The following is a 25,144-nucleotide window of genomic DNA, read 5'->3' as shown; positions in this document are numbered from 1 at the left end:
GTGATCCTATGCTAATACATGCAAACAGTGAGACAAGACAGTTCCATCTGACAAATGGGCAGGTCAGCTATATTTTTCACGTCATGAAAAATGGCCAGCTTGGCCATCTTTATTACGGAAAGGCACTCCGCCACCGGGAGGATTTTTCCCATTTACAGATTTATGATGTACCGACCGCAGCAAGCTGCCACCCTTATGCAGATGATCCTGCCTTTTCCCTTGAGACATTGCGCCAGGAATATCCTGTCTATGGCAGCTCAGATTTCAGGGAACCTGCCATTTTGGTAAAACGAAATGGATTGAATCATATTCCTGACTTTCAGTTTGAACGTTTTAAGATAATGGAAGGGAAGCCCCTGCTAAAGGGGCTTCCGGCCACCTATACGGAAGAGAATGGGGAAGCGGCTACGCTCCAGATCTTTTTAAGGGATGAAAAACTTCAGGCAGAGCTTTTGCTGAATTACACCATTTTCAAGAATCATCCTGCGATCACAAGAAGCGTCCTCCTTAAAAATGAAGGAGAAGAGTCTCTTGAAATAGACCGTTTAATGAGTGCGTCCATTGATTTACCTGATAGTAACTTTCGCTTTCTTCATCTGGCAGGTACCTGGTCAAGGGAGCGGCATGTGAAGGAAAGAAAGCTCCAGGCAGGAATTCAATCCATTTCAAGCATAAGAGGTGCAAGCTCTCACCATCATAATCCGTTTGCCGCATTGGCGAGGCCTGATGCAACAGAGCATAACGGTGAGGTCTATGGCTTAAACTTTGTTTACAGCAGCAATTTCATCATTCAGGCTGAGGTGGACCATTATGAAGCGGTAAGGCTTACAGCTGGCATCCATCCTTTCGGGTTTCATTGGTCTCTGGGAAAAAAGGAGTCATTCCAGAGCCCGGAAGCAGTGATGATATACTCTGACAGCGGGCTGAACGGGATGAGCCAGGCTTTCCATAATCTTTACCGGAAACATTTGATTCCTGCGCAATGGCGCACAAAAGAACGGCCGATTCTGATTAATAACTGGGAAGCCACCTACTTTGATTTTAACGAAGAAAAACTGGTGAATATCGCAAAATCGGCTGCAGAGCTGGGAATCGAGCTGTTTGTCCTGGATGATGGCTGGTTTGGCAAGCGCAATGATGATACAACCTCGCTCGGCGACTGGGAAACTGACGAAAACAAGCTCCCGAATGGATTGGAGAAGCTCGCAGAAAAAGTAAAGGAAACCGGAATGAAATTCGGCCTTTGGTTCGAGCCGGAGATGATCAGTCCGAAAAGCAGGCTGTATGAAAAACATCCTGACTGGGCGGTCGGCCAAACCCTGGGGAGGAATCAGCTGGTGCTGGATTTCTCACGGGAAGAGATCGTCGAGTATTTATATGAGAAAATGTCAGGCATCATTAAAATGACAGGATTGTCCTACATTAAATGGGACATGAACCGGAATATCACGGAAGCCTTTTCAGCGAATCTTCCGGCTGGGCAGCAGGGTGAGTTCTTCCATCGTTATATTCTTGGAGTGTACCGCTTGTATGAAAAGCTGACAGCAGAATTTCCGGAGGTATTATTTGAATCGTGTGCAGGCGGGGGAGGCAGGTTCGATCCCGGTATGCTGTATTACGCTCCGCAGGCGTGGGCCAGCGATGATACAGATGCAGTCGAAAGATTGAAGATCCAATATGGGACCTCCTTTGCCTATCCTCTGTACAGCATCGGGTCACATGTGTCTGCCGTGCCGAACCACCAGACTTTAAGAGAGACTCCGCTGTCTACCCGGGCCAATACAGCCTATTTTGGAACATTCGGTTATGAATTGAATCCTCTTAGTCTATCAGATGAAGAGCGCAGCAGGATTTCAGAGCAGGTTTCTTTTTATAAACAGCACCGAAGCCTGATAAGGGACGGGCATTTCTGCAGATTATTGAGTCCTTTTGAAGGAAACGAAACAGCCTGGCTGACAGTGAATGAGGACAAAACCGAGGCGCTGGTTGGCTGGTATAAGGTACTGGCAATGGCGAATCCGCCGAAACAGCAAACGCTGAAGCTTTCAGGACTGGATCCTTCTATTATGTACCAGGTATCAGGAAGCAGCAGAAGCTATTACGGAGATGAGCTGATGCAGACCGGGCTGCAGCTTCCCGTTGAATTCAACGGTGTAAATGGAAAGACGGCCGAGCGCGGCGGGGATTTTCAGTCTTATGTGTTCCATTTGAGAGCAGTGGATTAAAAGGAAGGGCGGGAGAACCGCCCTTTTTCCTTTGAAGACTATTAAACTGCTGATCCTTCAATCTCCCTGCCTTTAACAACCTCTCGAATAGAAAGCGGACAAGACGCCCCATAAAGAGAAGCTGCAGGGGGAGCGCAAAGATAAAGTTCTTAAAAGCAATTGATCCGTAGCTTTGCACCCATGAGTCCAAGCTTCAGAACCAAAATGCATATGCCCCAAGTGCTGAAGCCTCTTTAATCAAACGTTTGATTAAGAAGAAATCTCCTTACTTTTCCTGTGATGACACCTCTTTTTGAAAAAGAAAAGGAACCACCACAGCATCAAATATAAATAACCTGCCAGCGAAAATAAGGTCCAGCCGATGCCCTGCTGCAGCTGGCCGATAAAGTATTCCATTTCATTTATTCCGGGTCCTCTTTCAGTGCTGGCAGCCATGCTGGCAATAGGTACACTCAGTACAAAGAAAATCAAAATGACAGATGGAATCTTCAGCTGTTCTTTCATAATACAATAGACAGCGGCAACCATCGAGCTAAACAGAATAGAATAATAAATGGCCCAAAACCAGCCGGGCATAGTCTCCCAATACATAATGATCCTCCTGATTTCAGCCTTATAAAAAGCTCACTGTACCTGCTGCCTATCTATCATTCCTAAAGAAAGCTCTCTCCTGATTAGGGAGATATGCTTTTCCATGGAGAGCCTTGCTTCTTGGACCTGGCCTGAAGCGATGGCCAGAAAGATTTCTTTATGCTCTTCAATGGTATCCTGCCTTCTCGATGGATCGAGGAGCCTTTCCTTCCTAGTAGCACGGATGGTGTCATTCATATGTCCGCTTACCGTTTCAAACAGTTTGGCAAAGATGGAATTGCGGGCGGCATTGACAATGGCGAAATGAAAGTCGACATCCGCCTTAATCCCCAGCTCTGCATCATCCGTGCTCTCCATCAGGAGAAGGGCCTGTCTGATCGGCTCCAAATCCAGAGAGCCTGCCCTCTGTGCTGCAAGCCCGGCACATTCTACTTCCAAGGCGCGCCTGAGCTCGAGCATCTCATAGACAAGCTTGGTTTTTTCATTTTCGATGGTAAAAGAGACGCTCTCCGGCCGGGAATTCGGACGGGCTTTCAGATAGCTCCCGCTGCCCTGCCTGATTTCGAGCACCCCCTGTGCTTCGAGCTGTCTTAAGGCTTCTCTGACAGATGTGCGGCTCGCCTTAAAGCGGGATGCCAGTTCCCTTTCAGTCGGAAGCCTGTCCCCGGGCTGGAAGGCACCGGAAAAAAGTATATTCTGGAGGTGATCTATTATAGTTTCATAGGCCTTTTTTTTCATATTTTTCACTCCCTAAAAATGACAGGTAAAGCGATTTCATCATACAGAAAATCCAGGGAAAGCTCAATACTTTGAAAGAAGTTATTGATTTTTTCAGACAATTTAGTAAAATGGACGAAAAGGTTGGACCAATCTGAATATATAACTAATTGGTATGAACCATTATTCAGCAGGGAGAGAGATGCATGAATACAGTCAGCGCGGAAGCGATAGGAGAACTGCAGAGTATGTTAAAAGAAGGGCAGGTTTCTGTCAATCAAACAGAAAGGGAGCAGCGAAGCCGGGATGAATCCTATCATAAAGAAAGCCTGCCGGATGTCGTCGTCTTTCCGGAATCGACGGAGGATGTCCAAAAAATCATCATGACTGCCAGGCGGCATAAAATGCCTGTTATCCCATTTGGGCGCGGAACCAGCCTGGAAGGACATGTGATCCCCTATAACGGCGGGATAACTGTCGATTTTTCAAAAATGGATAAAGTGCTGGAGGTCAGGGAAAAGGATTTTCTTGTGCGGGTGCAGCCGGGCGTTACCCGGTCCCAGCTTAACAAAGTCCTGAAGAAATATGGTTTGTTTTTCCCGGTTGATCCTGGGGCAGATGCCACTTTAGGCGGGATGGCTGCGACCAATGCAAGCGGGACAACCTCGGTCAGGTATGGAGTGATGCGGGATCAGGTTCGCGATCTTGAAGTGGTGACAGCTGACGGGACCATTATACATACAGGCAATCTGGCGGCCAAATCATCCTCCGGCTATCATTTGAATGGACTGTTTGTCGGATCTGAAGGGACGCTGGGATGCTTTACTGAATTGACCTTGAAGGTGTACGGCATACCGGAAGCCAATCTGGCGGCAAGGGCTTCATTTCCCACCATCACCTCTGCGGTCGAAGCAATCGTCGGCATCCTCCAGGCAGGAATTCCGATAGCCAGGGGAGAGCTAGTTGATGAGGCTTCAATGAAGCAGGTTAATTTATTCAGCGGTACCGGGTATGCTGAAAAGCCGACGCTGTTTCTGGAGTTTCATGGAAACGGGGCCGGGCTGAAGCAGGATGTTGAATTCATGAAGGCGATCGCTGAGGATTGCCAGGCAGAACAAATTGACTTTGAAACTGACAACGCTTCCAGGACGCAGCTCTGGGAGGCGCGCCATAATCTCGCTTATGCTTATATTCACGGGTATCCTGGAAAGAAGATGATGGTAACAGATGTATGCCTGCCTATATCAGAACTGGCCGGAGCTGTGGAACACAGCAAGGTCCACCTCGATGCACTGGGATTGGCCGGGGGCATAGTCGGGCATGTCGGGGACGGGAATTTTCATGTGCTGCTGATGATCAATATGGATGATCCGCTGGAGGTGCAGCAGGCAGAGGAGTTCAATGAACGGATTGTCATGTATGCTCTGGAGCGCGGCGGGACCTGTACAGGAGAGCATGGGGTCGGAATCGGCAAGCAGAAGTATCAGGAGAAGGAGCATGGCGCGGCCTATGAGGTGATGAAGAAAATCAAGCGGGCCATTGATCCAGAAGGCCTCCTGAATCCCAATAAACTTGTTTAAAAAGAAAGCGGGGGAAAATTGATGAAGGTTCTTGAAACAATCAGTACAATTGCCGGCAAATATTTTGCCATATGGGTCATCTGCATGGCGGTGATTGCTTACCTGCTGCCTGACCCATTCCTTGTGTTCGGCAGCTATATCACCATCCTGCTTGGCGTTGTTATGTTTGGAATGGGGCTGACCTTGAAAGGGACCGACTTTAATCTTATTTTTAAAAATCCGGTGCCTGTTATCATCGGTGTCTGTGCCCAGTTCATCATCATGCCGCTCGGAGCATTTGCAATTGCTTACCTTCTGGATCTGCCTGCAGAGCTTGCAGCCGGCCTGGTCCTGCTTGGGTCTGTACCAGGGGGAACGGCTTCCAATGTGATGGTTTACTTGGCAAAAGGGAATCTGCCTCTTTCCATCGCTATGACTTCGTTTTCAACGCTGCTTGCCCCGCTGGCAACCCCCTTTATCCTGCTGCTGCTGGCAGGCCAGTGGATGCCGGTGGATGCGAAAGCCATGATCCTATCGATTGTTCAGGTCATCATTGTACCGATCGTTCTAGGCCTGCTTATCCGCCGTTTTATGCCCCAGGCTGTAGAAAAAGGCATCACGATCATTCCGCTTATTTCCGTACTTGCCATCATTATTATTGTCGCAGCTGTGGTAGCAGGAAATGTAGCCAATATTGCATCGGCAGGGCTGCTGACCTTTGCAGCTGTAGCGCTTCACAATGGATTGGGGCTTTTATTGGGCTATTTGGCCGCATCAGCCTTAAGGCTGGATGAAAGCACAAGGAGAGCCATCAGCATTGAGGTCGGCATGCAGAACTCAGGTCTTGGTGTGGCGCTTGCCACGGCCCATTTTGGCCCTCTCGCAGCACTGCCGAGTGTAGCTGGTGCTGTATGGCATAATATATCCGGCCCGATTTTGGCTACCTATTGGTCGAAGAAGCCTGTTTCCGAAAGAGCGGAAGAAGATTACCCCATTAGTGAAGGAAATGCGAAAACAAATGTATAGCAGAATTTGAGATTTAGGAGAAGCACTGCAGCAGCAGTGCTTTTCGTTTTCAGGAAAGAAAGCAGAAGCAAAAAAATGCCGGCCCGCTAAATCCGCCGGGGGAAGGCGGCCTTTAACGGGCCAGCATTTGTGTTATTAGCTGTTCAAACGTCTGATTCTCTCATCCAGATCAGGGTGGGTTGAGAATAGGGAACGCTTGCCTTTGTTATTAATTTTCAAGGTTGATATCGCTGTCTGCTCTTCGCCTTTCATACGGGCAGAGTAGGCTTTCAGCATTTGGAGGGCATGGGTCATTTTATCCCTGCCGGCAAGATCTGCGCCTCCCCGGTCTGCGTGGTATTCGCGATGCCTTGAGTAGGCGAACACGACCAGGCTTCCAAGGATCGAGAATGCGATCTGGAAGATAATCACTGCGATGAAGTGGACAATCGGAGCCATCTCTTCCCTTACAAAACGTGATGCCACCCAGGCAGCAATACGGGCCAGGAAGACGACGAATGTGTTCACTACACCCTGCAGGAGAGTCATGGTCACCATATCGCCATTGGCAATATGGGCAACTTCATGGGCAATAACGCCTTCAATGGCATCATCATCCATTTCCTGAAGCAGGCCAGTCGATACTGCAACCAATGAACGCTTTTTGGAAGGTCCGGTCGCAAATGCGTTAACCTCAGGGGAATGATAGATTCCGACCTCCGGCATATGTGTGAGTCCTGCTGCCCTTGAGAGGCGGTGGACTTTTTCAACAATCTGCCTTTCAGAAGGAGATAAAGACCCTTCAGGCTTCAGCACCTGGACATTCATCATCCGCTTTGCCATCCAGCGCGACATTGCCAGGGAGATGAATGATCCGGAGAAACCAATGACAGCACTGAATATCAGCAGGGAAGCAAAATCAATCCCGCCCTGTGCATTCATGTAATTTCCGCCGCCGATCAGTGAAAAAATAATCGAGATGGTCAACAGAACCAGCACATTGGTCAATAAAAAGTAAAATATCCTTTTACCCAATTCTTCTCATCCTTTTTATATAAAATTTTAAGGTCATTTGAACTTGTAACTTGACCTTATTTTATATGATTATGCACAAATAAGCAAGTATAAAACATTCTCCTCAAACACTCCGTGCCTGACACCGGAAAAAGACAAATACGCCATTTTTGTCCACGGATGGTGCCAGGCACGCGGAAGCACCGTTGACGGTGTCAGGGGAAAGATTTAGGATAGGGTTACAAAGTATCGGTCGGGAGATGAATGAGTATGGAGTTGTTTCAGTTGTCGAGGGCCAGGATGGCGGAGCTTTTATTTGCCCTCAGGGGGGAAGGGGAGAAGAACCCGAAGGCTGTGCTGCAAGAAGCATGGAAATCGGGCCATCTGACCAATATATATGGAAAGAAGCTTGAGATATTTATAGAGACGGATATGCCTGCTGTATTTGAAAAAATTATGAGGCAGACTCCCCCGGTTCCGGGCTTCAGCGTCAATGAAATTGTCTCGCTCGGAAATCAGATCGAGTATACGAATCTTTCCTCCACAGCAGTCCAGAACTGGGTGAAAAGAGAAATGCGCGAGCTGGTTGGGACGCCGCAGGCCGGGAAGAAGTATACCATTGACCAGGCGGCCATTCTTTTTATTGTGGAGGATCTGAAGTCGGCTTTGGATTTTGGCTCTATCCGTAAGATACTGACACTTCTTTTTAATAATCCGGAAGATAGGACAGACGATGTGATTGATCCGATCATCTTCTACGCTGGATATGCCGGCATTTTTGAAAAGGTGCATCCGCAGAAGCTGGCTGAAGGCACCGCGCAATTTCAGGTAGAACAGGAGATCCGGAGAGAATCGGCTTCAATAGTGGAAGGATACACGAATTTGACCAGACCTCAAAAAGAGATTGTATCCAATGTGCTGACAACCGCCGCCCTCACTGTGCTGTCAGCCTACTATAAGACACTGACAAGGAAATATGTGAGTGCAACCCTGTTTCTTAACGGAGAATAGGGTACCGCAGTGTACTTCTGTAAGAGTTTGTCGAACGGGCGGCATTGATGTTTGGAAGGATAAAAATTAAAATTGAATAGATATCTTATCTATCCTATTTCAGTTTTAATGGAGGTTTAACGTGGCAGAACAAAAGAATGTAAATCTTGTAGTGGCAGGGCTTCTGCTGGGCATCCTGATGGCAGCGATGGACAACACGATTGTTGCCACAGCGATGGGGACCATTGTGGCAGACCTGGGCGGATTCGAACAGTTTGTCTGGGTTACTTCAGCCTATATGGTCACCGTCATGGCGGGCATGCCGATTTTTGGGAAGCTTTCCGATATGTACGGCCGCAAGCGCTTTTTTATTTTTGGACTGGCTGTATTCCTGATCGGCTCTGCCCTTTGCGGACTTGCCCAGTCGATGGTCCAGCTCAGCGTTTACCGGGCTATCCAGGGGGTTGGCGGAGGAGCCCTCATGCCGATAGCCTTTACGATTGTATTTGATATTTTTCCGCCTGAAAAACGGGGGAAAATGACCGGCCTTCTCGGGGCTGTGTTCGGGACAGCCAGTGTCCTGGGCCCGCTGCTCGGAGCATTCATTACCGACTGGATCAGCTGGCATTGGGTTTTCTACATAAATGTACCGATCGGGATCGTTTCCGTCTTCCTGATCATCAAGTATTATCATGAATCCAATGACTATCAGAGGCAGAAAATTGATTGGGCCGGTGCTTTCACACTGGTGGCTGCAGTTGTCAGCCTTATGTTCGGCCTTGAGCTCGGCGGAAAGGAATTCGCCTGGGACTCTTTCCAGATTATCGGACTGTTCGCGGGCTTTGTCTTCTTTTTCATTGCGTTCCTGTGGGTGGAAACGCGGGCGGATGAACCGATCATTTCTTTCTGGATGTTCAAGCGCCGCCTTTTTGCTACTTCCCAGATCCTTGCTTTCCTTTACGGCGGCACCTTTGTCGTCCTGGCTGTATACATCCCGATTTTTGTCCAGGCCGTCTACGGAGGATCAGCCAAAAATGCCGGTCTGATCCTGACGCCGATGATGCTTGGTTCTGTAGCAGGAAGCGCCATCGGGGGGATCTTCCAGACAAAAACCAGCTATCGGAATCTGATGGTCATCTCGGTCATTTCCTTTTTTGCCGGCATGCTTCTGCTGGGCAATATGACACCGGATACAGCCAGATGGGCTTTGACTCTGTTTATGATCCTTACCGGATTTGGAGTAGGGTTTTCATTTTCGCTGCTTCCGACAGCATCCATCCACAATCTGGATCCGAGATACCGCGGTTCAGCCAACTCAACGAACTCATTCTTGCGTTCGCTTGGCATGACGCTTGGCATTACCATCTTCGGAATCGTCCAGCAGAATGTGTTTGCTGACAAACTGCAAAATGCTTTTAAAGGCATGCAGGGCGGCGGGGCCATGCCGATGGGCGACCCGCAGCAGCTGTTCGAACCGGCAGAGCGGGCGAAAATTCCGGCTCCGGTTCTTGATAAAATCATTGCAGGAATGTCAGACAGTATCACCATCATATTTATGCTGGCCCTCATCCCGATCGGCATAGCGGCAGTGACCATTCTCTTTATGGGGAAAGAACGCGTAGAAATCAACAAAAAAATAGAGAAGCCGCAGGAGTAGCGGCAGGTGGCCGGCAGGGGGGAATCCTGCCGGTTGTTTTTTTGCAAAAAAAGAAATAAAGTTCAAAACTTATTGCCGCCTTGTTACGAATACATAGATATAAGCTTATGAATCAACAGAATTCTGAAAGGAATAGAGTGGTGGGAAATGCATCGGGACTTGAAGCTCATACAAAAGATAATTAAGAAGGGAAGCGAAGAGGCTGCAAATGAGCTTGTTTCCCGTTACTACCGCGAGATCTATCATTATGTCTACAAACAGACTCTTGATCAGGAGCAATCGAAGGATTTGACCCAGGAAATTTTCATTAATATGCTGCATGGACTTCATCAGTTTGAAGGAAAGAGGGCCCTTTTCCGCACGTGGCTGTATAAAATAGCAACCTATAAAATTGTCGATTATTACAGGTCAAAGCATTACAAAGCAAGCAGGAGGATGGCGGATATTGAAGATCTTGAAATTGGCAGCCATGAAGATTCTTCCGAGTCTATCCTGCAAAAAGAAGAGATAGAAGCAGTTTTGGCCGTGCTGGGTCGAATGGAAGCTTCGTATCAGCAGATATTCCGGATGAAGCTGTTTGGCGAGCAAACCTTTCAGGAAATTGCCTCTTCACTTCAGGTTCCAGAATCAACTGTAAAAACAAAGTATTATCGCAGCCTCAAATTTATCAGAGAGGAAGCTAAAAAGGAGGGATTTACGCATGCAGAAAGATAAAAAATGGCAAATTCACGAGCTAAAGATTTCAGAAGAGGAAATAACGTCGATTGTCCAAAAGGGCAATGTCAGGAAAGAGTCATTCATTACTTTGATAAAGGGAATGTACAGGAGAATCGGCTTCAGGTTTCTTATGAAGGATTGGCTTGAAATGCTCCTGGCCGCCGGCATGCTGGCAATGCTAATGATTGGAATCACAGCCACAGCCAGTGAAGGAGAGGCGGCTGGCGGGGGAACAAGCTTGTACAGCTTGATCATGATTGTTTCCCCGCTTCTCTATGCCTTCCTCGCCTTCCTGCCGTACTTAAAAAGCAGGGCCAGCGGGACGTACGAGCTGGAAATGGTCTGCAAATATAATCTTCACCAGCTGGCAGCTTTCCGGATGCTGATATTCAGCGTCTTCTGTTTTCTTCTTAATAGCATTTGGGTGCTGGCTCTTGCTGCACGGTTTGCTGCTGTGGAATTTGTACAGGGCTTATTGATATCAACGGCTTCCCTGCTGATTTTTTCTGTGCTGTTCTTATATGTATTAAGCTTCTTTAAAACGAATATGGCGCGGGCGGCAGCTCTGGTTATTTGGATAGCCGGCAATATTATTCTTGTCATACTGAATAATTCCATATATATGGGCTTGCTCATATCTGTTCCCAGGTACTTATATGGGGCAGTCATCGCTCTGTTTTTCTATTTATATATGAAAAAATTGAAGGAACTGCTTATTCGTAACAAAAGAAGAGGGGGTTACACACTATGCTGACAGTGAATAGCGTAAGCAAACATTTTGGCAGCCATGCAGTATTGGAAGATGTGCAGCTGGAATTCTCAAACGGGGTATATGGTTTGCTTGCCCCGAATGGTGCAGGGAAAACGACCCTTATCAAGATGCTGACTACTCTGCTGCATCCAGGAAAAGGTGAAATCCTGTACAGCGGGCAGAATATCTTGAGCATGGGCGAGACATACCGTGAGTTAATTGGCTATCTGCCCCAGGATTTTGGCTATTACAAAAATTATACTCCCTATCAGTATCTCCAATATCTTGCTGCTTTGAAGGGCATATCAAAGAAGGAGGCGGATGAAAAAATTCCGCATCTCATGAAGCTTGTCGCGCTTGAGGGTGCGGTTAAAAAGAAAATGGGGAAGTTTTCAGGAGGGATGATTCAGCGGGTGGGGATTGCCCAGGCGATGTTGAATGATCCGAAGATCCTGATTCTCGATGAACCGACAGCAGGCCTTGACCCAAAAGAACGGGTCAGATTCAGGAACCTCCTGTCTGATTTGGCAAGAGACCGGATTGTCATCCTATCCACTCATATCGTTTCAGATGTTGAGTCGATCGCCAATGAAATTATTATGATAAAGGATGCGAAGGTCCTTTATAAGGATTCAATCGCTAATATCTGCCGATGGCTGGACGGGAAAGTATTTGAAACAGAAATCGAATTCAGTGAAGCAGCCGATTTTAGAAGAAACTTTTTGTCTCTGTCTGAACGGCAGGAACAGGGCCGGATGAATATCCGTTTTATGGCAGAGGAAAGACAGTCAGCTCACTGGAAACAGGTTCAGCCTGTTCTGGAGGATATTTTTCTCTATGAGTATAGAGATGAAGCAGGCATTACGGCTCAATGAGAGTTCTGCGCTGGGAAATCCGCAAAGCCTTTTTATCGCCTTCGGTCCTTGGTCTTGTTTTTCTGTTCATGGCCTTTAATTTGTATCTTGTGCTCAACAATTCGGTCATAAAAGAAGATTTGAAAAAAACATCAGCATTCGCGGCGGCCTACGGGACAGATATTACTGGCGAGAGCCTGGATGCAATGAAGGATGATTATGACTCCCTGATGAAGCAAGTGAATCTTGCGATAGAAGAGAAAGAATCAAAGACCTACAAGGATATGAATTCTTTTTTCACGGATCATGCCTTCGATCCATTAGAAAACTATACAAAAGAAGAAAGGGAGCTATTTAATGACGCAGGGCTGCTGGAATACTATTATTCAAGCAGTTTATATGCTGATGAAGAATACCGGAAGATAGATCCGGTGGGCATTGCTGAGTACAATATTCAGAAGTATGGATTGACAGGTTCGGCAGCAGAGCTGGTAAGGAGCCAGTATGGAAAGTTTGAGGAGCGGTTCAAGGAAGTCCTGGAAAATGGAGAGCATATGCATCTGTTCCATTCACAGGAGGCCTTCGGTACACACTTGCTTCTGTTTAAAACCATGTTTAAAGCTTTCCTGCTCGAAGGAGTGATTCTTGCGGCCCTGATTACAGGCCATGTCATTAATTTTGAATTTGATCGCGGAACCCACCTGCTGGCATACAGCTCCAGAAGGGGAAGGAGGCTTTGGCAGGATAAATTTTGGGCAGCCCTGACGGCAAATCTAGTACTGTTCACAGTCATGCTGGCAGCCGGGCTCGCTGTCTATTTTGCAGTTTTTTCCTACAGCCAGTTTTGGCAAGTTCCAATGTCGGGCTATTTTAATAAAGGGGAGCATTGGTTCATGACGGTGAGGGAGATGACGTTTTCACAGTATCTTGCTGCAGTTATCGGCCTTTCCTATGTCATGATGATCATCTTCACCCTTATGGCTGCCGTAATTTCTAGATGGATACGAAACAGCTATCTTGTTTTTTTTGCCTTTCTCTTGTTATTCGGCATGCTTTTTGCTGTTCAGAAACTCTTTCCAACCAGTCATGCCAGTTACTTTATCGGCCTTTTCACACCGGTGAATCTGGTGCTGAATTCTTTTGTTTGGTTTATGCACCGCGCCATGCACGTCATTTCAGGATTTGAGCTGGCGGTTTCAGGTGTCTGGCTGATTTTCCTGGCAGCAGCTGTGATGCTGTCCTGCAAGAGCTTTAATAGATGCGACTTAACATGAAGGGGATGAACCGGGATTTGAGAATTATCTGGCAGGAAATGAAAAAGATCTTCCGACCAATCATGCTAATCATGCTTGTCTTAATTAATTTGCTGATGTACTACATTTTTATAGACTTCGATATTTCTTATTTTGCAAATGGCCGTCCAGCCAAAGATTATTATGAAATCAGCAGTGAGATGATAGAAGATTACGGAAGAAAGCTGGATGAAAAAGAGTATGATGATTTCAAGCAGGCATACCAGGAGGCATTGGACCGTGCAGACGCCTATATACAGAAGCTTGACGAAGCGCAGCAAACTGATGTTGTTTCGTACGCAGAATTAGTAGAATTAAATAATAAGAATGATTTAAGCAGCCCTGAAAGACAATTGTACGACAAGCTTTTCTCTGAGAAGGAGATAGGCTGGGAAATTCAGACGCGGGAAGGCATCATGGAAGATATGGATTCTGCCGGCACAGACTTTGGTTACGGCTATATTTCAGGTAAGCCGTCTGAAAGGCAGGAAGCAAGGATCAATGATCTGCTAGAGGATGAATCCTTCCGTTCCATTTTCCCGGCATATCCTGTAGGTGATAATTTTCACAGCATCAGCCAAAATATCTGCCTAACAATCCTGGTGAGCATTCTTTTTATGATTCTCCCTATTACGATCAGAGATTATAAGAACCGTATGATTGATCTGCAGTATACCTCCAGGGCTGGGAGAAAATTGTTTATAAAGAAGGCAGCGGCAGGCGTCCTGTCAGCATTCATCATTGCAACAGTCCTTCTTTGTGTCTATTACGGGTTATATTTTACCAATAATATTACAATCTTTTTGAACAGTGATATCAACAGCTTTCTTGGGTATCCATACTGGTACAACCTTACTTTCTGGCAGCTTATGCTGATTGTCATCGGGCTAACCTATATCCTGGCTTTGTCCACCGCTCTTTGTGCCATATTCATTTCAAGCATCAGCAAAAATTATATCAGTGTCATCGGCCTCCAGTTCCCGATTTTTGCATGTGTCTGCTTGCTGCTTACGCAAAGGATGCTCCTCGGAAACGCATTGGCAATTGATCATCCGCAGCCTCAATTCTTCTTTACTTATGGAGTGATCATCATATTGCCCGCAGTAGCTATTCTCTGGAAAAAGCAGCGGGAGCAGCAGCGAGATATCTTATAGTGGCCTGATATAGAAGATTTGAAGTAAATCTAAAGTCGGTTAAGCCCGGGCTGCCAGGCACATCTGTCTGTGCATCTGACCGTCAATCAGGATATGCTTAAAGAATTTTAGTTGAAGTCCATGATAATAGCCAGGCACCTTTCATCGGTGCCTGGCTATTATTTCACTCCACCTTAACACTCACCATATCAATCGCATGATACCCATACCCCTTCCTATTCCAAAATGGGGAAGCCGGCTGTACACGGCCATGTGTATCATACGCTCTGGACATAAGAGTGTATTCTCCTTTGGCAGCCTTCCAATCGTACACCCAAGGCTGCCACTCATACCCGCTGGCTGCCTGGCTTTCAAGCCTTGCCTCCTTCCAGTTTTCACCTCCGTCAGTGCTTATCTCCACTTTTTCGATTTTCCCTTTACCGGTCCATGCGATGCCTTTGACTGGATGGCTCCCGGTTTGAAGAATCTGTCCGTCCAATGGATGGCGGATGGAACTGTTGACATGGAGCCTCGTTACTGGTGCTGCTCCTTCATCCTTTTCTTTATGAGGATAATAGACATAATCGATAGTCTGGAAAGGTCCTGTAAACGGAGCATCTGCAACGGTTATGCTTTTGAGCCACTTAACGGAAGCCATCGCATACCACTGGGGAACGATAAGCCTTAATGGAAAGCCATGCTTGAAAGGGATCGGCTTTCCGTTGTATTCGTAGGCAACCAGTGTATCCGGATGCAGGGCTTTTTCCAGCGGAAGGCTTCTTGTAAACGAATATACCTCGTCAGAATCGGTTCTTTCTCCAAAGTCATAGCCCTCAAAGATGACTTCTGCCGCTCCATTTTGGATGCCTGCACCCTCGAGGAGGGAGGCAAGCGGAACGCCCTTCCAGCTTCCCTGGCTCACCGCGCCTTTTTCCCATTGCTCACCGAAGGTTTTGGGTTCAAAAAGGCTCCTCTTGTTCCCGGCGCATTCCAAAATGGCGGTCACGGTCCTCGATGGGAGATTCATCAATTCGGTCAGGGAATAGAGCCGGGGTGAAGAAACTGACCCATTGACAGGCAGCCAATAGGCAGATGCTGAAAGCGAAGGATAGGCAAAATGATTTCTCCGGTAAAAAAGCGAATTGCCGACTCTCCTGCCTGAAATGAACTCAATGGGCGATTCCTGATTCTCAGGCTGCAGGCTATGGGTGGTCAAATAGGGCCTTACAAAAGGTTTTTGCATAATACGGCCTCCTGAATCGGTAAATATCCATTTATATGATAGAAACAGGATGATCATGCCTTTCCTATATGTAAAAAATTCCGGCCCTTAATGGAGATAATTCCTGTCCTGTGCGGGTATATGACTAAAAGATATGATTCTTGCGAAAGAAAATGGCAGCAGGGAGGATAAACCATGAAATGGAAGGGAAGAAGAGCGAGCTCCAATGTTGAGGATAGAAGGGGAATGGGCGGCAAAACGCTCGTCGGGGGAGGCCTCGGAGGTATTGTCATTGTCCTGATTATTACACTATTGGGAGGCAATCCCGGCGAACTTCTTGGCGGTCTGGGGATGACCGGAGGGGAGCAGTCGCCTGCACCTTATGAAGAAACGGCCGAGGAAAGGGAACTGGCCGATTTTGTATCAGTAGTGCTGGCGGATACAGAGGAAGTCTGGAGTGAGATTTTCCAGGAGCGGGGGATGGAGTACAAGGAGCCTACCCTTGTTCTGTATACCGGCAGCGTCCAGTCTGCCTGCGGAGCAGCAGGAGCATCGGTCGGGCCATTTTATTGCCCTGGGGACCAAAAGCTTTATATTGATTTAAGCTTCTATAGGGAGCTTCGGGAAAAATTCCAGGCGCCTGGCGATTTTGCCATGGCCTATGTTGTTGCCCATGAAGTCGGCCATCATGTCCAGACGCTCCTTGGCACTACGGATGAAATTATGCCTCTCCGCCAAAAGCTCAGCCAGGAAGAATTCAATAAATATCAGGTCAGGTTTGAGCTTCAGGCTGATTATTATGCCGGCGTTTGGGCGCATCATGCACAGGGAATGGGTTATCTAGAGCAAGGTGATCTGGAGGAAGCGATCCAGGCAGCCCATGCAGTCGGGGATGATACAATCCAGAAAAAGGCACAGGGCTATGCAGTCCCGGAAAGCTTTACTCACGGCACCTCTGAACAGAGGAAGCGCTGGTTCAATAGAGGCTTCCAGAGTGGAACGATAGAGGGCGGCGATACGTTCAGCGCCCGCAATCTATAACTTACAAAGGAGTGGATGCACATGGCAACGCAGGTCAGATCATTTTTTCTGCAGGACAATGGTGATATCCCGAACAATCAGGAATTGCCTGTCATCATCTATGAAGGGATCTTCAGTGACAATGCCAATACGATAGAGGGAACATTTACCCGCCATAACTGGCTCGGCACATGGACAGGCGGTGTGTTCGACTACCATCACTATCACAGCAACTCTCACGAAGTCCTCGGTGTCCGTTCAGGCCGCGCTACTATTCTGTTAGGCGGGGACGGTGGAGAAAGAGTTGAAGTGAAAGCGGGGGATGTCATTGTGCTGCCTGCAGGGACAGGACATAAAAACGTCGACAGCTCAGAAGACTTTGAGGTTGTTGGGGCCTACCCGGATGGAATGAGTCATGATTTGAAAAAGAAAGATCCGGGAGGGCGCGCGCAGGCACTCTCAGATATCCGCAGTGTACCGGTGCCTGCAACAGACCCTGTCTATGGAGATACAGGCCCGCTGCTTGAAAAATGGGTGAAATAAACAAAAAAGCCTGGCACAAGATGAGTGCCAGGCTTTTGATTGCTTTAAAGAATTCCCCAAACGAACATATAATAAAATCCGAACACGGCGAAGATGAGCAGCAAAAGAGCTGAGAGGAGAACAATCATCCTTCTGGAAAACCTGAATGATTGGCTGTTGATTTCATGCCCTTTCCTGAAGTAGCCGATTGTCGTCATGATGATCGCCAATATACCCACAATAATGGAGGCAAGCCCGATGATCTGCGCCAGGGCGTCTCCTATCATCGAAGCAGCCGGCAGAGTGGAAAAGTGAAGATTTGTGATAAGGAAGCCGACTCCTATAATTGTGATGCTTGTCCTGACCCAGGCCAGATAGGTCCGCTCATTGGCCAAATGCTGCTGGATATACTTAGAATCCTTTGTAGGCTGCCCATTGTCCATCCTCAATCACCACACTATCAGTTTGTTGGATAAATGGTAGCATACACTGGGAAAATTGGCTAATCTGCAACCTGATGCAACTGGCTCCTTGCCCAAAGAGCAAGTAGAATAAGGGTAAACTCTCAATCTGGAAGGGGTACCACTAATATGCTGTCTGAAAAAGAAAAGATGCTTGCAGGTGAGCTATATGATGCGGCAGATCCAATCCTTGTAAAAGAAAGGGCCAATGCACGCAGACTGACACGGCTGTTCAATCTGACAGAAGAAACTGAAGAGAAGAAACGGGCAGCGCTTTTAAAAGAGCTGTTGGGATCGACTGGGAAGAAGCTTTATATTGAACCAAGCTTCCGCTGTGACTATGGCTATAACATCAAGGTTGGCGAAAACTTTTATGCGAATTTTGACTGTGTCATCCTGGACGTGTGTGAAGTGAATATCGGCGATCACTGCTTTATGGCTCCAGGTGTACATATCTATACAGCAGGGCATCCGCTGCATCCGGAAGAGCGGAATGCCGGTCCGGAATTCGGGAAGCCCGTCACCATCGGAAATAATGTCTGGGTCGGGGGCAGGGCGGTTATTAATCCGGGCGTTAAAATCGGGAATAATGCAGTCATCGCCTCAGGTGCAGTTGTAACAAAGGATGTGCCTGATAATGCTGTAGTAGGCGGAAACCCGGCGAGAGTGATTAAGTTTATAGACGTCTAATCTTCTTCATGATCAACTCTCAAAGATTCACTATAAAAAAAGCAGACTGGCCTATTGCCGGCTGGTCTGCTTCACATAACGCTCCCAATGATCCTCAATTTCCTTCTTATGCTTGTGGTCATGCTCAATCAATCCGGCAAAGTATTGGCCGATTGTCATGTCCCTCCCTGGGTACAGCTCCTGAAATCTTTCCGGCTCCAGTTTTTCCAAAAGTAAGAGAAGCTCTTTTCTTGCCTCAGCAAACTCACTGATCAGCATTTTTTTGCTGATGCCTGACCTCGCGTATTGTCCCGCTTCCATATTCATTGCATCTGCATCAATTTTTTCAGAAGGAATTTCCTCTTTGCTCAGCAGGGCAGGCATACGCCGGCTGATGACAAATCGATCCCAGGTAATAAAGTGGGAAACCACATCGGCTGTTCCCCAGGAGCCTTCCCGGAAAGGGAGGAACCATAGTTCTTCATCCATTTGTGCCAGTGAGTTCACCCAGTTAATGAAACTTGATTTTTCTTCAATAATTTCTTCTTTTCTCATAAGCTGCCCCCTTAATTAGTTATCACTCTCTCTTCTTTCTGAGCAGAGTGAATTCCTGCTTTTAAAAAGAAGAGGGACCTCCGTATGAAGGTCCCTGCACTATTAAAATTTGTGTCCGCCCATCAGGGGCTTCTCTACACCAAGCTCTTCCAGTTCTTCTTTGGCAGAATCCATAATGCTCTCGGCTTTAGCTTTCGTCTCTTCATCGAGATCCGCGAACGGATCTCCTTTGCCATGCCTCCCAGGAAGAGTGATGCCTAGTGCTTTTATTTGCTCATCAGCTTCTTCTTGAGTAAGTGAGCCATCTTTGACCTTATCTTGAATGGCCTGTACTTTAGCTTTCGTTTCTTCATCCAGATCCGCGAAAGGACCTCCTTTGCCATGATGGTCAGGAAGAGTGATGCCAAGAGCCTTCAATTGCTCATTAGCTTCATCACGAGTAAGGGAGCCATCTTTGACCTTATCTTGAATGGCCTGTACTTTAGCTTTCGTTTCTTCATCCAGATCCGCGAAAGGACCTCCTTTGCCATGATGGTCAGGAAGAGTGGTGCCGAGAGCCTTCAATTGCTCATTAGCTTCATCACGAGTAAGGGAGCCATCTTTGACCTGGTCTTGAATGGCCTGTACTTTAGCTTTCGTTTCTTCATCCAGATCCGCGAAAGGACCTCCTTTGCCATGATGGTCAGGAAGAGTGATGCCGAGAGCCTTTAACTGCTCATTAGCTTCTTCGCGGGCGAGGGAGCCAGCCATAACCTGATCCTGAATAGCCTGAGCTTTTGCTTTTGTCTCTTCATCAAGGTTAGCAAAAAGGTCCTCTTTTTCTCTTTTTGCAGGAAGTTCAACACCGATCGCAGCCAGTTCTTCTTTCATTTTGTCCATGATCGCCTGAACCTTTGCCTTGGTGCTGTCATCCAATACTTGTCCAGCCTTTTCTAAAAGAGAAGCAGGTACATTACCTGTCCCGCTTTCCTCTGCGGCCATTGCCTTGAATGCCGTTCCGCCAATGAGGCTTAGCGACAATGCTCCTGTAAGTGCATATCCAGCCCATTTTTTCTTCATCAATAAATACCTCCATTTTTTATTAGAATTTTGGATCGTCTTGCTGTGTACATGCTTTACTATAGGGAACCTTGGTGAAAAACAGGTGAAAATAAAATAGAATTAAAAATATGAAAGGATTTTTTTTTTTTATTTTTTTAAAAAATTTTTGGTAATATAAGGATATGGTTGTGTGTAACCCCATAACGGCAAGCTTGCAATATTCTTAATTGGGAGGTTTATATGCAAAAAGTGAATGTCTGGTCTTTCATTTTCTCTATATTTGTTTCCTGCTGTTTATGGAGGCTGCTTTTTCAGGACCGATCGATGATTCCCTCTTCGGCCTTGACCCGCTCGAAATATTGCTTTACCTTACTCTGGCGGCCTTTGTTGTAGCTGTTATGGGATTTGGCGGCATCCAGAACAGGATGGGACTGGTGAGGAGTGTTGCTTCACTTGCAATAACACTGGGACTTTCAGGATTCTTAGCTTATATCGTTTTTTTCGGAAAACTGTTAAGCTAGCAGCTCAAAACATAATAGTTGAAAGCAGAAAGACTCATAAGCAGAGTCTTTTTTCTTTTGGACAATGAGGCAGATGGAGAAGGCTGATTTTTTCACTCGTTTTTCACCTACGTATGGTATCTTAATCATAAAGAATTGCGGGAAGGTGGACATATTGAAAATACTGCTTGCAGAAGATGATGAATATCTTGGTGAATTGATCGTCCATTTGCTGAAGAAGAAAGGGTTTGGAAAAGCAGATTGGGTGATGGAAGGCGAGGATGCTTATGAATATGCAAAGGCTTCCTATTATGATGTGCTCATCCTGGATTGGATGATGCCGAACGGAGATGGCATTTCCGTCTGCCGCCGGCTGCGCCGGGAAGGATACAGCGGTGCCATTTTAATGCTGACTGCGAGGGATGCGGTCTCTGACAGGGTCGAAGGGCTTGAAGCAGGCGCTGACGACTATTTGATTAAGCCGTTTGAAATTGATGAGCTGGCAGCCCGGCTGAAGGCTTTATCGCGGAGGATGCTTGCTCCGCTTCAGGAGGATGTTATCCAATGGAAAAGTCTTGAGCTGAACCGGACGAGCCATACGCTGTTCCTGAACGGAGAAGAAATCTTCCTGACCCCGAGGGAGTACCAGCTTCTTGAAATGCTCCTGCGCAATAAAGGGCAGGTCCTGACAAGAGAGATGATTTTGGACCGGATATGGGGCATTGAATCAGATGTTTCAATGAAAACGATTGATGCGACCATCAAGCTGCTGCGAAAGAAAATAGATAAGCAAGGTACAAACAGCCTCATTGAAACCATCCGCGGAGTGGGGTATAAAATTGAAGCCTAGACCTTTCCTGGATAGATGGAAAAAGAAGCTGCCTCAGGAGGTGTTCGGCCAGACCAGCCTTCGCCTGACACTGTTCTACAGCGGCATCATCACTCTTTTTCTGATTATATTTGTTATCATTGTCCTCTTTATTTTATACGGTGTCATCTATGCCGACCAGGAACGGAAAATTACGGAGCTGGCTAACCGGGAAACAAATGAGTTTCAGGAGGATGGCTTCCGCCGGCACAGGCCTCAGCAAAGGGAAGGAGACAAGCAGGTGTTTCTCAGCGAGAATCAGCTGTTTTATTATGTTGCTGCCGGGGATGGCAGCCTGGTCAGTGCCAATGAAAGTTTTGGCCCGCTGCGGCCATTGTTTCTGGACCTTGTAAAAAACTGGACCCCCGGCCAGAGTGAAATCAGGCAGAAGACACTCCAGATTCCCGAAGATGATGCCGACTACAGCCAGTTCAGGGACTTTGACATCAGGGTCCTTATGCTTGCAAGGCCGGTCATTATAAATGGACAGGCAGCCGGGATGATGTATATCGGATTGGATATATCTAATTTAAATACCATTTTTAAATGGGTGGTCATCGTTTTAAGCAGCCTGGCCGCTGTTTTTATCGGCATTGGTGTCTGGCTCAGCCGGATGATGTCAAGGAGGGCGCTTATCCCGATTGAGAAGTCGTATAATCAGCAGCGTGAATTTGTGGCGAATGCCTCCCATGAACTCCGGACCCCGCTGAGTGTTATCTTTTCTTCGGTTGAAGCGATTGAAATGGAGCTGGAGGATCCGGATCCTTTTACAAGGAAAATGATGAATGGACTGAAGCATGAAGTAAAAAGGATGACTAAGCTGATCAATGACCTCCTGACCCTGGCCCGATCTGACTCTGCTGATGGTGCAGTGCTGGAACGGAAATGGGAGGATATGCGCCCATTGGGCGTGCAGGTCCTTGATTCTTTTGAAAGTTTTGCGGCTGAAAAACAGATCAGGCTCTCACTCCACGCTCCTGAACAGGTAATGGTCCATGCCGACAGCGGGATGCTTGTCCAGCTCTTATATATTCTGGTGGATAACGCTATCAAGTACAGCCCCTCTGGGGGAGAAGTCAGCGTGAATCTCGGTGTGAAGTGGGAGAAGCAGTCCGGCATTTTTGTTCTCTCGGTAAAAGATACGGGGATGGGCATGAGCAGGGAGGAGCAGGCCCAGGTGTTTGACCGCTTCTTCCGGGCAGATAAAGCCAGGAGCCGAAAGGAAGGCGGACACGGGCTCGGGCTTTCAATCGCCAAGTGGATTGCAGATGTTCATAGAGGGAGGATCACTGTGGAAAGCGAACCTGGTGAAGGAACAGAATTCCGTGTCGTGATACCATTTGAAAAAAACAATTAAGTATGATTGAAATGGTTCTTTAACTGCCATACTAAAAAGCGGGTACATGAGTACCTGCTTTTTTTAGTATTTCGATATAACTAGGGATCGGTGTTTTGTACTTTAAAATATAGATGTGACAAAAGGTAATAGTCTGAACGGGATACTTTGAGGTGGAGATATATACCATTTATTTAGGAGATGAATGTCTTATGAAGATTAAAGCAGCTGTCACCCATGGCCAGGGAGAAGACTTCAAGATTGAAGAAGTTGAACTGGCTGAACCAAAGGCAAATGAAGTCCTGATTAAAATCGTTGCTTCCGGCGTCTGCCATACAGATGCAGTGGCTCGTGATCTGGGCCTGACTCCTTATCCGGTTGTACTGGGCCATGAAGGCTCCGGGATTGTAGAAAAAGTAGGCGCCGGCGTAAAAACAATTGAGCCGGGAGACCATGTTGTGCTTTCTTTTGCCTCATGCGGCCATTGTGAAAACTGCCTGACAGGCCACCCGACAGTCTGCACCGAATTCAATGATCTTAACTTCGGCGGCAAAATGGAAGACGAAACCCATCGCCTGCATCAGCATGACCGCAACCTTTCTACGTTCTTTGGGCAATCTTCTTTTGGTACATATGCAGTTGCCAATGAACGAAATGTGGTTAAAGTCGACAAAGATGTTGATCTGGCACTGCTTGGACCTTTAGGATGCGGCATCCAAACCGGGAGCGGAACGGTATTGAACCGCCTGAAGCCAGAATTTGGAACATCTATTGCTGTGTATGGAACAGGGGCAGTGGGATTGAGCGGCATCATGGCTGCCAAAATAACCGGATGCAGACATATCATCGCTATTGATATACATGAAAGCCGCCTGGAAAAAGCAAAAGAGCTTGGTGCTACACACGTCATCAACAGCAAAAACGAAGATGTTGTTGAACGCATCAAAGAAATTACAAATGGTGGAGTGCATTACGGACTTGAAACCACCGGAGTTCCGGTTGTGGTGCGCCAGGGGCTTCGGGCTCTCCGTCCGCTTGGGACGCTGGCAATCGTCGGTGTGACACCGGAAATGGAAATCAATGTTCATGAAGAAATCATGGCAGAAGGGAAAACCATGGTCGGCGTCATCGAAGGAGATGCTGTGCCGCAATTATTCATCCCTCAATTGGTCGATTATTATAAAAATGGCCTGTTCCCATTTGATAAACTAGTGGAATTCTATGACTTCAGCGACATCAACCAGGCCTTTGAAGATTCTAAAAAAGGCCTTGCGATCAAGCCGATTGTCAAAATTGGATAACAGAGAATAAACCCTCGCCGCCTGCGGCGGGGGTTTATTTGTATACAGTGCAGCGGGGAGAGCTGGCGGGAATAATTTCATTGCTGACAACCAAACTAATAGCAGGATGGAATCACAATGAAAGGACATCACAGATGAAAAAACAACTAGCTGTTTTACTTAGCGTTCTTCTATCAGCCTCGGCATTGGCTGCCCCCGCCAGTGCAGCGAATAATCCCCGAAACATGTACGATGTAAAGCGGGGGGATACCTTGTGGAGAATATCGGAAATTTATAAGACAACAACCGAAGAATTAAAGAAAATCAACGGGCTGCAGACGTCCCTTCTTTTGCCGGGCCAGAAACTGCGGGTGCCCATCGTGTATGAGGTGAAATCCGGAGATACATTATGGAAGCTGTCACAAAGCTTCAGCTCTGATGCCGCGGCCATAAAGAAAGTGAACCGGCTTGCAACTGAACGGATTTATACGGGGCAGAAACTGAGAATACCGCCGAAGAAACTTCAAATGGAAGGGCAGTTTGTCCTGATGACAAGAGAAGAATTCCAGGACTGGATCTTCAATCAGAAATTCACAAGGAAGGTCGGCAAGGTCCAGCAGCATCATACATTTCAGCCTTCCTACGAGCAATTCAACGGGAGCAACCATTTTTCCATGCTGAAAGGCATGAAAGAGTATCATGTGACAGGAATGGGCTGGAGTGATATCAGCCAGCATCTGACCACTTTCCCGGATGGAAAAGTAGCTGTCGGGCGGTCCTTCAATACTGCACCTGAAGGGTCATTCGGACTGCAGAATAAAGCCGCCATGCACAGGATTGAAGCAGATAGCATAGCAATCGAAAATGTCGGCAATTTTGACAAAAACAAAATGACAAAAGAGCAAAAGGAGACCATCACTGCAGTTACAGCCCTGCTTATGCTCAAATACGGCCTTTCCCCATCAGTGGACACCATCACCTATCATCATTGGTGGGATATTAACACCGGTGAGAAAGTGCTGGACAAAAGCAGCGGACATGCAGTCAAGACATGTCCCGGAACAGAATTCTTCGGCGGGAATTCCACTGAGGACGCCAAGAAAGGCTTTTATCCGCTGGTGGTGAGGAAAATGAAAGAAATATCGGCTTCCATTCAGTAGCAGGA

Annotated in this window: 25 protein-coding genes; 18 read left to right on the top strand and 7 right to left on the bottom strand. The window is 47.1% G+C overall.

All coding sequences use genetic code 11. The features are described from left to right. Positions 1–8: 8 nt before the first annotated feature. On the top strand, positions 9–2,225 hold the full coding sequence (locus Q9R36_RS11030; protein ID WP_311225110.1) for an alpha-galactosidase: 2,217 nt from the start codon (positions 9–11) through the stop codon (positions 2,223–2,225). A 249-nt stretch (positions 2,226–2,474) separates the two neighbouring features. Here the strand turns inward: Q9R36_RS11030 and Q9R36_RS11020 are convergent, their stop codons facing one another. Together Q9R36_RS11020 and Q9R36_RS11015 are read right to left on the bottom strand one after the other, a co-directional pair. Continuing rightward, positions 2,475–2,816 (bottom strand): hypothetical protein, encoded by a 342-nt coding sequence (locus Q9R36_RS11020; protein ID WP_022543285.1) that lies wholly within the window; start codon positions 2,814–2,816, stop codon positions 2,475–2,477. Between the two features lie 33 nt (positions 2,817–2,849). Beyond that, a complete protein-coding gene (locus Q9R36_RS11015; protein ID WP_165352694.1) occupies positions 2,850–3,554 on the bottom strand; it encodes a FadR/GntR family transcriptional regulator in 705 nt (234 codons plus the stop codon). A gap of 185 nt (positions 3,555–3,739) precedes the next feature. On the opposite strand from Q9R36_RS11015, the gene Q9R36_RS11010 reads away from it, so the two are divergent. Both Q9R36_RS11010 and Q9R36_RS11005 read left to right on the top strand, forming a co-directional pair. After that, positions 3,740–5,113, top strand: coding sequence for an FAD-binding oxidoreductase (locus tag Q9R36_RS11010; protein WP_311225109.1), 1,374 nt, complete (start codon positions 3,740–3,742; stop codon positions 5,111–5,113). Positions 5,114–5,134: 21 nt separating this feature from the next. Continuing rightward, a complete protein-coding gene (locus Q9R36_RS11005) occupies positions 5,135–6,118 on the top strand; it encodes a bile acid:sodium symporter family protein (RefSeq protein WP_311225108.1) in 984 nt (327 codons plus the stop codon). A 135-nt stretch (positions 6,119–6,253) separates the two neighbouring features. Here Q9R36_RS11005 and htpX read toward each other — a convergent pair whose 3' ends face one another. Continuing rightward, positions 6,254–7,132 (bottom strand): protease HtpX, encoded by an 879-nt coding sequence (gene htpX, locus Q9R36_RS11000; protein ID WP_101552025.1) that lies wholly within the window; start codon positions 7,130–7,132, stop codon positions 6,254–6,256. A 249-nt stretch (positions 7,133–7,381) separates the two neighbouring features. On the opposite strand from htpX, the gene Q9R36_RS10995 reads away from it, so the two are divergent. The 7 genes from Q9R36_RS10995 (at position 7,382) to Q9R36_RS10965 (ending at position 14,526) form a co-directional block, all read left to right on the top strand. After that, on the top strand, positions 7,382–8,122 hold the full coding sequence (locus tag Q9R36_RS10995) for a DUF1836 domain-containing protein (protein ID WP_094768019.1): 741 nt from the start codon (positions 7,382–7,384) through the stop codon (positions 8,120–8,122). A gap of 121 nt (positions 8,123–8,243) precedes the next feature. Continuing rightward, a complete protein-coding gene (locus Q9R36_RS10990) occupies positions 8,244–9,758 on the top strand; it encodes an MDR family MFS transporter (RefSeq protein WP_009792452.1) in 1,515 nt (504 codons plus the stop codon). Positions 9,759–9,905: 147 nt separating this feature from the next. Further along, positions 9,906–10,472 (top strand): RNA polymerase sigma factor, encoded by a 567-nt coding sequence (locus tag Q9R36_RS10985; RefSeq protein WP_148950626.1) that lies wholly within the window; start codon positions 9,906–9,908, stop codon positions 10,470–10,472. Further along, on the top strand, positions 10,459–11,229 hold the full coding sequence (locus Q9R36_RS10980) for a hypothetical protein (protein WP_311225107.1): 771 nt from the start codon (positions 10,459–10,461) through the stop codon (positions 11,227–11,229). The genes Q9R36_RS10985 and Q9R36_RS10980 overlap by 14 nt, the downstream gene beginning before the upstream one ends. Next, positions 11,223–12,101, top strand: a complete 879-nt coding sequence (locus tag Q9R36_RS10975) for an ABC transporter ATP-binding protein (protein WP_129613881.1) — start codon at positions 11,223–11,225, stop codon at positions 12,099–12,101. Before Q9R36_RS10980 ends, Q9R36_RS10975 begins: the two co-directional genes overlap by 7 nt. After that, positions 12,098–13,354, top strand: a complete 1,257-nt coding sequence (locus tag Q9R36_RS10970; RefSeq protein WP_311225106.1) for a hypothetical protein — start codon at positions 12,098–12,100, stop codon at positions 13,352–13,354. Before Q9R36_RS10975 ends, Q9R36_RS10970 begins: the two co-directional genes overlap by 4 nt. Further along, positions 13,339–14,526 (top strand): hypothetical protein, encoded by a 1,188-nt coding sequence (locus tag Q9R36_RS10965; RefSeq protein WP_311225105.1) that lies wholly within the window; start codon positions 13,339–13,341, stop codon positions 14,524–14,526. The genes Q9R36_RS10970 and Q9R36_RS10965 overlap by 16 nt, the downstream gene beginning before the upstream one ends. A 163-nt stretch (positions 14,527–14,689) precedes the next feature. On the opposite strand, the gene Q9R36_RS10960 is transcribed toward Q9R36_RS10965, so the two are convergent. Then, positions 14,690–15,748 (bottom strand): sulfite oxidase, encoded by a 1,059-nt coding sequence (locus Q9R36_RS10960; protein ID WP_311225104.1) that lies wholly within the window; start codon positions 15,746–15,748, stop codon positions 14,690–14,692. A gap of 174 nt (positions 15,749–15,922) precedes the next feature. On the opposite strand from Q9R36_RS10960, the gene ypfJ reads away from it, so the two are divergent. Both ypfJ and Q9R36_RS10950 read left to right on the top strand, forming a co-directional pair. After that, complete coding sequence (gene ypfJ, locus Q9R36_RS10955) at positions 15,923–16,768, top strand: KPN_02809 family neutral zinc metallopeptidase (protein ID WP_094768025.1); 846 nt, start codon at positions 15,923–15,925, stop codon at positions 16,766–16,768. A 21-nt stretch (positions 16,769–16,789) separates the two neighbouring features. Next, a complete protein-coding gene (locus Q9R36_RS10950) occupies positions 16,790–17,290 on the top strand; it encodes a cupin domain-containing protein (protein ID WP_022543290.1) in 501 nt (166 codons plus the stop codon). A gap of 44 nt (positions 17,291–17,334) precedes the next feature. Here Q9R36_RS10950 and Q9R36_RS10945 read toward each other — a convergent pair whose 3' ends face one another. Beyond that, positions 17,335–17,712: a YidH family protein gene (locus Q9R36_RS10945; protein WP_148950621.1), complete on the bottom strand. Its 378-nt coding sequence runs from the start codon at positions 17,710–17,712 to the stop codon at positions 17,335–17,337. A gap of 147 nt (positions 17,713–17,859) precedes the next feature. On the opposite strand from Q9R36_RS10945, the gene Q9R36_RS10940 reads away from it, so the two are divergent. Then, positions 17,860–18,420, top strand: a complete 561-nt coding sequence (locus Q9R36_RS10940; protein ID WP_311225103.1) for a sugar O-acetyltransferase — start codon at positions 17,860–17,862, stop codon at positions 18,418–18,420. A 51-nt stretch (positions 18,421–18,471) separates the two neighbouring features. Here Q9R36_RS10940 and Q9R36_RS10935 read toward each other — a convergent pair whose 3' ends face one another. Both Q9R36_RS10935 and Q9R36_RS10930 read right to left on the bottom strand, forming a co-directional pair. Continuing rightward, entirely contained in the window at positions 18,472–18,954 is a 483-nt protein-coding gene (locus tag Q9R36_RS10935; protein ID WP_311225102.1) for a DinB family protein, read from the bottom strand. 102 nt (positions 18,955–19,056) lie between these two features. After that, a complete protein-coding gene (locus Q9R36_RS10930) occupies positions 19,057–20,013 on the bottom strand; it encodes a hypothetical protein (protein WP_311225101.1) in 957 nt (318 codons plus the stop codon). A gap of 209 nt (positions 20,014–20,222) precedes the next feature. Between Q9R36_RS10930 and Q9R36_RS10925 the strand changes: the two genes are divergently transcribed. The 5 genes from Q9R36_RS10925 (at position 20,223) to Q9R36_RS10905 (ending at position 25,139) form a co-directional block, all read left to right on the top strand. After that, entirely contained in the window at positions 20,223–20,516 is a 294-nt protein-coding gene (locus tag Q9R36_RS10925; RefSeq protein ID WP_311225100.1) for a hypothetical protein, read from the top strand. A 154-nt stretch (positions 20,517–20,670) separates the two neighbouring features. Continuing rightward, positions 20,671–21,345: a response regulator transcription factor gene (locus tag Q9R36_RS10920; protein WP_311225099.1), complete on the top strand. Its 675-nt coding sequence runs from the start codon at positions 20,671–20,673 to the stop codon at positions 21,343–21,345. Further along, the gene (locus tag Q9R36_RS10915) at positions 21,335–22,720 is read left to right on the top strand and encodes a sensor histidine kinase (RefSeq protein ID WP_253616164.1); all 1,386 of its coding nucleotides are present in this window, start codon (positions 21,335–21,337) and stop codon (positions 22,718–22,720) included. The genes Q9R36_RS10920 and Q9R36_RS10915 overlap by 11 nt, the downstream gene beginning before the upstream one ends. Before the next feature lie 191 nt (positions 22,721–22,911). Beyond that, complete coding sequence (locus Q9R36_RS10910) at positions 22,912–24,000, top strand: NAD(P)-dependent alcohol dehydrogenase (RefSeq protein WP_253616166.1); 1,089 nt, start codon at positions 22,912–22,914, stop codon at positions 23,998–24,000. 224 nt (positions 24,001–24,224) lie between these two features. Continuing rightward, positions 24,225–25,139, top strand: a complete 915-nt coding sequence (locus Q9R36_RS10905; protein WP_253619023.1) for a peptidoglycan recognition protein family protein — start codon at positions 24,225–24,227, stop codon at positions 25,137–25,139. The last annotated feature ends 5 nt before the right edge of the window (positions 25,140–25,144 follow it).

This window comes from Bacillus sp. AG4(2022), assembly GCF_031844465.1.
Taxonomy (GTDB): Bacteria; Bacillota; Bacilli; order Bacillales; family Cytobacillaceae; genus Bacillus_AB; species Bacillus_AB infantis.
Note: the sequence above shows the minus strand (reverse complement) of the source record. Positions and strands in the feature narration are given on the sequence as shown.